The 10,722-nt window shown below is 72.8% G+C and carries 6 protein-coding genes; 4 read left to right on the forward strand and 2 right to left on the reverse strand.

Annotated elements, in window-relative coordinates:
• Positions 1-39: 39 nt before the first annotated feature.
• Both ABZX40_RS07795 and ABZX40_RS07800 read left to right on the forward strand, forming a co-directional pair.
• Positions 40-819: a (5-formylfuran-3-yl)methyl phosphate synthase gene (locus ABZX40_RS07795; protein WP_355731497.1), complete on the forward strand. Its 780-nt coding sequence runs from the start codon at positions 40-42 to the stop codon at positions 817-819.
• A gap of 179 nt (positions 820-998) precedes the next feature.
• Positions 999-2,111, forward strand: a complete 1,113-nt coding sequence (locus ABZX40_RS07800) for an NAD(P)-dependent alcohol dehydrogenase (RefSeq protein ID WP_355731089.1) — start codon at positions 999-1,001, stop codon at positions 2,109-2,111.
• Here ABZX40_RS07800 and ABZX40_RS07805 read toward each other — a convergent pair.
• Positions 2,108-3,013 carry a class I SAM-dependent methyltransferase gene (locus tag ABZX40_RS07805; RefSeq protein ID WP_355731091.1) on the reverse strand — a complete coding sequence of 302 codons (906 nt, stop codon included), beginning with the start codon at positions 3,011-3,013 and terminating at the stop codon, positions 2,108-2,110. The two genes, ABZX40_RS07800 and ABZX40_RS07805, sit on opposite strands and share 4 nt — an antisense overlap.
• 328 nt (positions 3,014-3,341) lie before the next feature.
• On the opposite strand from ABZX40_RS07805, the gene ABZX40_RS07810 reads away from it, so the two are divergent.
• The gene (locus ABZX40_RS07810; protein WP_355731093.1) at positions 3,342-5,141 is read left to right on the forward strand and encodes a hypothetical protein; all 1,800 of its coding nucleotides are present in this window, start codon (positions 3,342-3,344) and stop codon (positions 5,139-5,141) included.
• Positions 5,142-5,311: 170 nt separating this feature from the next.
• A complete protein-coding gene (locus ABZX40_RS07815; RefSeq protein WP_355731095.1) occupies positions 5,312-9,334 on the forward strand; it encodes a metallophosphoesterase in 4,023 nt (1,340 codons plus the stop codon).
• A gap of 58 nt (positions 9,335-9,392) precedes the next feature.
• Here the strand turns inward: ABZX40_RS07815 and ABZX40_RS07820 are convergent, their stop codons facing one another.
• The gene (locus ABZX40_RS07820; RefSeq protein WP_355731097.1) at positions 9,393-10,460 is read right to left on the reverse strand and encodes a LacI family DNA-binding transcriptional regulator; all 1,068 of its coding nucleotides are present in this window, start codon (positions 10,458-10,460) and stop codon (positions 9,393-9,395) included.
• Positions 10,461-10,722: the final 262 nt, after the last annotated feature.

Below are 10,722 nucleotides of genomic sequence, written 5' to 3' on the forward strand. Positions count from 1 at the left end.
CGAGCCCCACCCGACCCCACCCGGAGGGAACCCCACTTGTTGCTGCTCATCTCCCCGGACAGCGTCGAGGAGGCTCTGGAGTGCGCGAAGGCGGCGGAGCATCTCGACATCGTCGACGTCAAGAAACCCGACGAAGGGTCCCTCGGCGCCAACTACCCCTGGGTCATCCGGGAGATCCGCGACGCGATCCCCGCCGGCACCCCGGTGTCCGCGACCGTCGGCGACGTCCCGTACAAGCCCGGCACGGTCGCGCAGGCAGCGCTCGGCGCGGTCGTCTCCGGCGCCGGGTACATCAAGGTCGGCCTCTACGGCTGCACCACACCCCAGCAGGCCATCGAGGTCATGACCGGTGTCGTCCGCGCGGTGAAGGACCACCGGCCGGACGCGCTGGTCGTCGCCTCCGGCTATGCCGACGCCCACCGCATCGGCTGTGTCGGCCCGCTCGCCCTGCCCGACATCGCCCACCGCTCCGGCTGCGACGCGGCCATGCTGGACACCGCCGTCAAGGACGGCACCCGGCTCTTCGACCATCTGCCGCCGGACCTCTGCGCGGAGTTCGTCCGGCGGGCCCACGCGTTCGGTCTGCTCGCCGCGCTCGCGGGCAGCGTACGGGCGGCGGACCTCGGCGAGCTGACCCGGATCGGCACGGACATCGTCGGGGTGCGGGGCGCGGTCTGCGAGGGCGGCGACCGCGATACCGGACGGATTCAGCCACGCCTGGTGGCCGAGTTCCGCGCCGAAATGGACCGGCACGCGCACGAGGCGGACCGGCACGCGCACGAGGCGGCCCCGGGACCCGCCACCGGAGTCACGGGCTGACCGCCCCGATCCCGACGGGGGTCACCCCCGTTTCCCCGTCACCGGCGAACCCTTCACCCAGGCCCCCGACCAACCGCCCCACGCCCCCCGCTCGCCACGGACGGCTCCCCTGACACGGATCCCCCGTCCGCCGCCGCCGACGGCCCCCTCGCCCCCCACCCCCCCGGAGGCCGGACGAGATGACCCACACCTTCCGCGCCGCCGTACTGCGGTCGTACGACGGCCCGTTCACCGTCGAGGACGTACGGCTCACCTCCGGACCCGCCCACGGCGAACTGCTGGTCAGGATCGCGGGCTGCGGACTGTGCCGGACCGATCTCGCCGTACGGCACTCGGCGGGCCGCTCACCGCTCCCGGCGGTCCTCGGCCACGAGGGCGCCGGGATCGTAGTGGAGACCGGGGGCCAGGACTCCGGGCCCCGGACCGGCGATCATGTCGTCCTCAGCTTCGACTCCTGCGGCCACTGCCGGAACTGTCTGCGCGCGGCCCCCGCCTACTGCGACTCCTTCGCCGCCCTCAACCTCTTCGGCGGACGCCGGGAGCGGGCGGCGCGCTTCACCGACGCGGCGGGGCGGGCGCTGGCGCCCCGCTGGTTCGGCCAGTCCTCGTTCGCCGAGTACGCCGTCGTCCCGGCCCGCAACGCCGTCGTGGTCGACCCCACCCTGCCGCTCGAACTGCTCGGCCCCCTCGGCTGCGGCTTCCTCACCGGCGCCGGGGCGGTCCTCAACACCTTCGCGGCGGGCCCCGGGGACACCGTCGCCGTCTTCGGCGCGGGAGCGGTCGGGCTGGCCGCGATCATGGCGGCGACCGCTTCCGGCGCGGTGAGCGTGGCCGTCGACCGGCATCCCGAACGGCTCGCCCTCGCCGAACGCTTCGGCGCGACCCCCCTGCCCGCCACCACCCCCGCCCTGCCCGACCGGATCCGCCGACTGACCGACGGCGGCGCCCAGTACGCCCTGGACACCACCGCCTCCGCGCCCCTCATCAACACCGCGCTGCACGCCCTGCGCCCCACCGGTCATCTCGCCCTGGTGGCCCGCCTCCCCGGCACCCTGCCCCTGGAGGCGGGCACCCTGGACCGGGGCCGCGCCCTCTCCCACCTCTGCGAGGGGGACGCCGTACCGGCCTTGCTGATCCCGCGGCTGACCGCCCTCTGGCGGGCCGGGCTGTTCCCCTTCGACCGGCTGATCCGCACCTACCCCCTCACCGCCGTCGCCGAGGCCGAACGCGACTGTGCGTCGGGCCGGGTGGTGAAACCGGTCCTGCTACCGGCCGGAGGCCACCCCTTCTAGGCGCGGGGCTTGTCCGCGAACACCCACCGGTTGCCCTCCAGGGCGTCGTTGGCCTCGGGCAGCGGGCCACGGCCGTGCCGGTGGGTGAACTCGTACGGGGTGTGGACCGTCGTGGACCAGCCCCGGCCCGTCAGCGCGCCCGAGGAGTCGGGGCGTTCCTCCAGGGCGAACAGGTCCAGCAGATCGATCCCGATCTGCTCCCTCGTCGCCGTGTAGGTCGGGCTGTCCCGGTAGCCGAGCAGATCCGGTTCGACCTTGACCTCGTACGCCAGCGCGCTGCCCGCCGCGCTCAACCGGTCCACCTGGTCGATCAGCCGGGTCTCGGCGGAGTGCGGCAGATAGAACAGCAGTCCCTCGGCCAGCCAGGCCGTCGGTGCCGCCGGGTCGAAGCCGGCCCCGGTCAGTGTGCCGACCCAGTCGTCCCGCAGATCGGCCGGCACCTCCACCCGCGCCGCCCGGGGGACCGTCGGCAGTCCGCCGAGCACCTCGCCCTTGAACGCCAGGACCCCCGGCCGGTCGACCTCGAACACCGCGCACCCCTCGGGCCAGTCCAGACGGAACGCCCGGGTGTCCAGCCCCGCCCCGAGCAGCACCACCTGGCGGGCGCCGCCCCGCACCGCGCTCAGCAGAAAGTCGTCCAGCACCCTGGTCCGCAGTCCGAAGTAGCGAGCGAAGCGCCCCCAGAGCGGATTGGCGTCCCCGCCCCGGACCTCGTCCGGGCGGACCGGCCAGCCCGCGGACGCCGGAGCCGCCCGCACGAAGTGCTCCGCGAACCGGTCCTGGGCGAGGCTGTCGCCCCGATGGGTCTCGATCGCCCGTGCCGCGGCGACCAGCAGCGCGGTGACCCCGATCCCCCCGTCCACTCCCTCCGTCGCGGTGTTCCGGTGCGCTATGTCGGTCATCTGTCCTCCCCTGTCCCCCTGGCGAGTGGCAAAGCCTGCCCAGGGTCGGGCCGACGGCCGCTCCCGCGCCCGGCGAATCCGCTGGCGTTCAGCCAAACGGGTGACCATGTCGTCAGGCGGGGGCCGGGGTCCGCCGCACGGGGAGCTGGGTCCCGGGGGAGTACCGGAGCCGGACGACGGGTCGACGCAGACCGCCGAGGTGGTCCGCCGCCGCACGCGGCCGGGGACATGACGGCCCCCCGCCCCCATCGGCGATGATCGCCCGCCCCCTGGTAGGACCCCGACTACGCTGGGTGGCCGCATCCGGCGTGGGCTCGGGAGGGCACCCATGAACGACCACCAGACACCGGCACGGAACACCGCACCCACCGACGCCGACCCCGGCGACCTCCGGCCCCATGACGACCTCGCCGTCCTCCGGACCCACGGCGACCTGGACGACGGCGACTACTACAACCTCGGCACCCACACCCGCCCCGTCACCACCTCCTCGCCCGAGGCCCGGCGCTGGTTCGACCGGGGACTGATCTGGTCGTACGGCTTCCACCACGAGGAGGCCGTCCGCTGCTTCGTCCAGGCCGCCGAGGCCGACCCGGACTGTGCCATGGCCCACTGGGGCATCGCCTACGCCCTCGGACCCAACTACAACAAACCCTGGGAGTTCTTCGACGCCTCCGACCTCGCCCGGACCGTGGCACGCACCCACGCGGCCGTCGAGCGCGCCCGGCGGCTCGCGGAGACCGCCGCCACCCCCGCCGAGCGGGCCCTGATCGACGCGCTGAGCGCCCGCTACCCGCAGGCGGGCCCCGCCGAGGACTGCTCGGTGTGGAACGCGCCCTACGCCGACCGGATGCGCGTCGCCTACGAGAGCGACCCGGACGATCTGGACCTGGCCGCCCTGTACGCCGACGCGCTGATGAATCTGACGCCCTGGCAGCTGTGGGACCTGCGCACCGGGGAGCCCGCCGAGGGCGCCCGGACCACCGAGGCGAAGGAGGTGCTGGACCGGGCGCTCGCCACCCCCGCCGGGCGCGACCACCCCGGAGTCGTCCACCTCTACATCCATCTGATGGAGATGTCCCCCTTCCCGGAACGCGCGCTGGCCGTCGCGGACCGGCTGCGCGGGCTGGTCCCCGACGCCGGGCATCTGGCGCACATGCCCTCGCATCTGGAGGTGCTGTGCGGGGACTACCGGCGGGTCGTGTCGGACAACAGCGCCGCCATTGCCGTCGACGCCAAGACCGTCGCCCGGTCCGGCGCGATGAACTTCTACACCCTCTACCGCTGCCACAACATCCACTTCAAGATCTACGGGGCCATGTTCCTCGGCCGGTCCGAGGTGGCCCTTGAGGGCGCGGCGGAGCTGGAGGCGGCGATCCCGGAGAAGCTGCTGCGGGTGCAGAGCCCGCCCATGGCCGACTGGCTGGAGGGGTTCCTCGCCATGCGGGTGCATGTGCTGATCCGGTTCGGCCGCTGGTCCGACCTCCTCGACCTGCCCCTGCCCGCCGACCCCGACCTGTACAGCACGACCACCGCCATGACCCACTACGCGCGCGGTGTCGCCCTCTCCGCCACCGGGCGGATCGCGGAGGCCGAGACGGAGCGGGAACTGTTCCGGGCCGCCGTCGGCCGGGTCCAGGAGACCCGGATGCTGTTCAACAACACCTGCGCCGACCTCCTCGCCATCGCCGCCGCCATGCTCGACGGTGAACTGGAGTACCGCAAGGGCGACTTCACCGCCGCCTTCACCGCCCTGGAACGCTCGATCGAGCTGGACGACCAGCTGCCCTACGACGAGCCCTGGGGCTGGATGCAGCCGACCCGGCACGCCTATGGGGCCCTGCTCCTCGAACAGGGGCGGGTGGCCGAGGCCGAGGCCGTCTACCGCGCCGACCTCGGACTCGACGGCACCCTGCCCCGCGCCCGGCAGCACCCCGGCAACGTCTGGGCGCTGCACGGCTTCCACGAGTGCCTGGTCCGGCTCGGCAGGGCCGCGGAGGCCCGGATCGTCGCGCAGCAGCTGACGACGGCCGTCGCCCTGGCCGATGTCCCGGTGGAGTCGTCCTGCTTCTGCCGTCTGGAGACGGCCCCGGACACCACGGCGGACGGCGCCGGGCACTGCTGCTGATCGGCCCGGCCGTCCCCCGAGGCCCGAAGAGCGTGCTTCGCACGGTCAGTTGATGGTCCCTCTCCGCTCCGCCCGCGTTCACCTGGGGTGCCCAGGATCCGCCATGGGCAGGCCGCGGAGCCTTCCGGCGTGCCCGTCATCACGTGGCGCGTCAGGAAGGACGGCAACTCATGGGGCCAGCACAGCGGCGAAGACGACCGGGAGGCGGATCGGGCGGACGGCGACTCGCGGGAGCGGCGCTCGCCGCCCTCCTTCTGCTCACCGGCCAGATCACGACGGCCACCGCCGCCGACACCGCCGATACGGCCGACCCCGTCGGCTCGGCCGCCACCGCCACCGCCACCGTCGGCTCCGGCGCGGAGCGGGGCGGCGGCCCGGCGGACACCACCACCCTGCCCACCCTCACCCCCGGCGACGGCGCCTATCTGGAGGGCACCGAGACCGTCGAGGCCGGGGCGACCCTCCCCGGTGACTCCGTGACCCGGCTGACGGTCGACGGCCGGGCCATCGACGCCGAACCCACCCTCGGTGTCTCCCGGCTCGGCTTCGACGTCGGATCCAACTCCGTCGAGGCCCGCTACCGGAACCACCTCGTCGTCAACGGCGACCACCGCGTGGACCTCGGCGACCTGGTCAACGAGCGCGCCACCATCGACATCCCCAACGAGCACCTGGTCAAGGGCGAGAACACCATCGAGTTCCGCGCCGGGGCCCTCGACAGCTCCTGCGGACTCAACCACGACGACTTCATGCTGTCCGACATCACCCTCGACCTGCTCGGCGAGGCCGCGGACGGTGAGGAGAACGCGTACACCTACGCCTTCGGCGACGGCAGCTGCGGCACCAACCCGGCCTATGTCCAGCAGGCCACGCTCTCCTTCTTCGTGCTCGGCGACCCGCGGGGCACCACCGGGCTGCGCACCGAACTGGACACCACGAAGCTGCGCAACGGCCCCCACACCCTCGCCGCGCGCACCGAGTCCGGCAAAACGGTCCGCACCACGGTGACCGTCAACAACGCCCCGGCCGGGGCGCCCCGGCTCACCCCGAAGGACGGCACCCTCGCCAAGGGCCGCCAGTCCGTCTTCGCGAGCCTCCCGGTCGGTGCCGACGGCACCACCGCCTCCCTCACTGTCGACGGCAAGGCCCCGTCCACCGACCCCCACCTGGGCAACGGCGCCGCCACCTTCTCCTTCGACGTCGGCGCCAACTCCATCGACGAGCGCTACGACAGCCACCTCCTGGTCAACGGCAAGCGCATCGACCTCGGCGGCACCTGGGTGAGCCAGCGCGTCGACCTCGCGATACCCGCCCGGCATCTGGTCCCCGGCGACAACACCCTCACCCTCGTCACCGGCCCCTACAAGGAGAGCTGCGGCAACAACCGCGACGACTTCGACGTCTCCGACCTCGCCCTCGCCCTCGACGGCGCCACGGTCACCGGCCATGACATCGCCGCCTCCTACGCCATGGGCGACGGCACCTGCGGCAGCAGCACCACCCGGCTGCGCGAGGCCGCACTGCACTTCACCGTCGACGCCCCCGCCGTCCCGGTCACCGAGACCCTCGGCTCCGGCAACGCCACCCTCGGCTTCACCGTCGGCACCAACTCCATCGAGGCCCGCTACGGCAACCACCTCCTGGTCAACGGCCAGAAACTGCCGCTGGACAGCGACTTCGCCGGCCGCCAGGTCGACCTGACCTTCCCCAACGAGTGGCTGGTCCCCGGCTGGAACACCCTGGACCTCGTCACCGGCACCGTCGCCACCTCCTGCGGTGACAACCGCGACGACTTCACCGTCTCCGGCATCACCCTCACCCCCGCCCGGGGCACCGCCGAGGGCCGGATGGTCAAGGGCTCCTACGCCATGGGCGACGGCAACTGCGGCGACAACGTCAACCCGCTGACCGAGATCGACCTCACCTTCCACCTCGACGCCCCCGCCCAGGGCCTGCGCGCCGACCTGGAGACCGCGCGGATCGCCGACGGCGCCCACACCCTCGCCGCCACCTCGGCGACCGGGAAGACGGCCACCCGCGCCCTGTCCAGCGACAACTCCGCGCCCCGCGTGACCTCCAGCACCCCGGCCGCCGGGCAGCGGATCACCGCCGCCGTCGTCCTCGACGTCCGCACGGACGACCCCTCCGGCGTGGTCGACGGACCGCACCTCACACTGGACGGCAAGGACATCGAGCCCGGCGCCGCCATCGGCCCCGGACTCTCCGCCGGGCCCCACACCCTCGCCGTCACCGCGACCGACGGCCTCGGCAACACCGGCACCCGCGAGGTGACGTTCACCTCCGCCGGAATCCCCGACGCCCCCGCCGCTCTCACCCCGGCCACCGGCACCACCGACGCCGGACGGAACGTCACCCTGACCGCCGAGGTCGGCGAACCCGACGGCGGCCAGGTCACCGCCACCTTCTCCGAGGCCGAGATCCTCACCCCGGGCGAGGTCTTCCAGGGCACCGCCACCGCCGTACCGACCACCCTCAAGGTCAAGGGCGAGAAGAAGGTCAGAGCCACCGGGCTCGCCCCGGCCGACGGCCGCACCCTCGACGCGCCCGCCTCCGGGGAAGTCACCTTCCAGCGCTATGACATCAAGGTGAGGAGCGGCGCCGACGCGCCCGTGCTGCGCTGGGAGGGGACCCTCGACCCCCAGCGGCTCGCCGCCCTGCGTGTCTGGAACACCCGCACCGCCCGCTGGGACGTCCTGACCAGCGCCCGGGGCGCCGCCGAGGGCGACACCCTGCTCACCTCAGTGGTCGAGCGCTCCTACCTCGACCGGAACACCCTCCATGTCATGGTCACCGGCGAGGACCCCTTCGCCGACGACATCGAGGCGGGCGACCCGAACGGGTTCGCCGACCCCGACACCTACGACTTCTCCCTGGTCCACCTCACCGACACGCAGTACCTCTCCGAGGGCGCGGTCGAGCAGGAGAGCGCCGAGGAACGGGCCGTGTGGGAGAAGGCGTACGGGGACATCACCCGCTGGGTCGCCGACCACCAGGACGAGCGGAAGATCTCCTATGTCGCGCACACCGGCGACATCATCGAGAACAACATCCGCAAGCCCGCCGACGAGGCCACCCAGCGGCAGATCGTCGCCGAGATGGAGGTGTCCTCGGAGCAGCAGAGGATCCTGGACGACGCGGGCGTGCCCAACGGCGTCATCGCGGGCAACCACGACAACCAGTCGGGCACCGAGACCGGCCCGGACGCCCTCTACAACCGGTACTACGGCCCGGACCGCTATGAGGCCCTGTCCGAGGGCTGGGAGCAGGCCGAGTACGGCGGCCCGTGGCGCGAGGGCGACAACCAGAACCACTACGAGCTGTTCTCCGCGGGCGGCCTGGACTTCGTGGTGGTCGGCCTGTCCTACGGTGTCACCCGCGAGGAGGCCGCATGGGCCGACTCCGTCTTCCAGCGCTTCCCCGACCGCAACGGCATCGTGCTCTCGCACGACTATCTCGCGCCGAGCACCAGCCCCGACGGGCGCGGCGCCGGATTCTCCGCGCCCGACGGCTCGATGCTGTTCAAGACCGTCGTCCAGGACAACCCGAACGTCTTCCTGATCCTCGCCGGGCACGAGCACGGCGTGGGCACCAATGTGAAGCCCAAGGTCGGCGAGATCACCCACGGCGTGGTCGAACTCCTCGCGGACTACCAGTTCTACACGGTCTTCGCGGACCGTCTCGGCCTCACCGAGATCGGCGGCTACCGGCCCGAGGACCAACTCCGCTTCGGCTCCAGCTTCTTCCGGCTGCTCCAGTTCGACGTGGACCGCTCGGAGCTGACCGTCGACACCTACTCACCCCTGCTGGACGAGTTCGGCGCCACCGAGTACGACGCCGACCACCGCTACGACGGCACCGAGGACAACATGGTCCTCCCCGTCGACCTCTCCACCCGCACGACGACCTTCAGGACGGACTCCCTGGCGCTCTACGACCCCGTGGACGTCATCGGCCGCACCACGGTTGCCTCCGGGGCCACCGCCCAGGTGACCTGGAAGGGCCTGAGGCCCGGCTCCACCCACGCCTGGTTCGTCACCGCCCGCTCCACCGGCGGCGGTGTCACCGCCTCCGAGCCGAGCGTGTTCGTCACCAAGGACGAACGGGGCCGCCCCGGAACCTGGGGCCCCGGCAGCCCGCACTACCCGTGGTTCGGACCGTCCACCACCCGGTGACGGCCCCCTGACCCACCCCGCCGCCCCCGACACCGCCCGGGGGCGGCGTACCCGTACCTCACCCCTCGCAGCCGCAGCTGCCCCTGCGCACCACCGTCACCGGCAGCATCAGTGATTCCGGGGCACCGGTCCGGGTGCCGTTGAGGCGGGTCACCAGAAGATTCGCCGCGGCCTCGCCCATGGTCAGCATGGGCTGGCGTACGGTCGTCAGCGCGGGGCGCACCAGACGGCCCAGGGCGATGCCGTCGAACCCCGTCACCACCACGTCCTCCGGGACCTTGAGGCCCCGGCGCTCCAGGGCCCGCAGCGCGCCCACCGCCAGCTGATCGTTGGCGAACACCAGCGCCTCGGGCAGCGGCCCGTCCCGGTCGCACAGGGCGGCGGCGGCACGGGCGCCCTCGGCCTGGGTCATCATCGCGACCCGTAGATCCGGCGCGTCCGGCACCGGTACCCCGGCCTCCCGGCAGGCGTCCTGGAAACCCCGGAAGCGGGCCTCCACATCCGGTGACTCCTCGGCGGATCCGACATAGGCCAGCCGGCGCAGCCCGTGATCGGCGAGCAGATGGCGGGTCAGCTCAGACTGCCCGTCCCTGTTCGCGACCTCGACATGGTCGAGATGGTCCAGCCGCTCCCCGCCCTCGCGCGGCCCGGCCAGCATCACCACCGGCTGGCGGCGCGAGATGACCTCCAGCTCGGCCGTCGGCACGGTCCGGGCCAGCACGGCGAACCCGTCGACCCGGCCGGCCACCGTGGCTACCAGACTCTCCGGCCCGCCCTTGAGAGAGGCGGCGATCAGCAGGGCATATCCATGACGGCGGGCGGCACGCTCCATACCCCGGATGATCTGATCCGAGTAGAGCATCGCCGCGTCCTCGTCCTCGGCGTCGGCTGCCTCGGCGTCCGGATCGGAGTAGTCGGGAAAGCACAGCCCCAGCACCCCGGTGGACCGACTGGCCAGCCCCCGCGCGTTCCCGCTGGGCACATACCCCAGCTCCCGCGCCGCGGCCAGCACCCGCTCCCGCGTCTCGGCCCGCACGGTACCCGGGCTGCGGTACACCCGGGAGACGGTGGCGATGGAGACACCGGCCCGTTCCGCCACGTCATAGACCGTCGGAGCGGTACTCATCGGGCCATACCCCCGTCCGGTCAGCACAAGCCACACAAGAATGAAAGCGCATTCACCCTAGGCCGAGACCCACACCCCGAGCAAGCGCGCCTCCCTCCCGGGTCCGCGGTGAACCGAGCGATCCCCCCCCAACCCGCACTCACCCCTTAACCGCCACCCCCCACCCCCCTCTCAGGGGCGCGGGGAACTGCGCGAGCACCCCCCACAACCGGCACCCACCCTCCAACCGTCACCCACCACCCACCTCTCAGGGGCGCGGGGA

This window comes from Streptomyces sp. NPDC004610 (genome assembly GCF_040609715.1).
GTDB lineage: Bacteria > Actinomycetota > Actinomycetes > Streptomycetales > Streptomycetaceae > Streptomyces.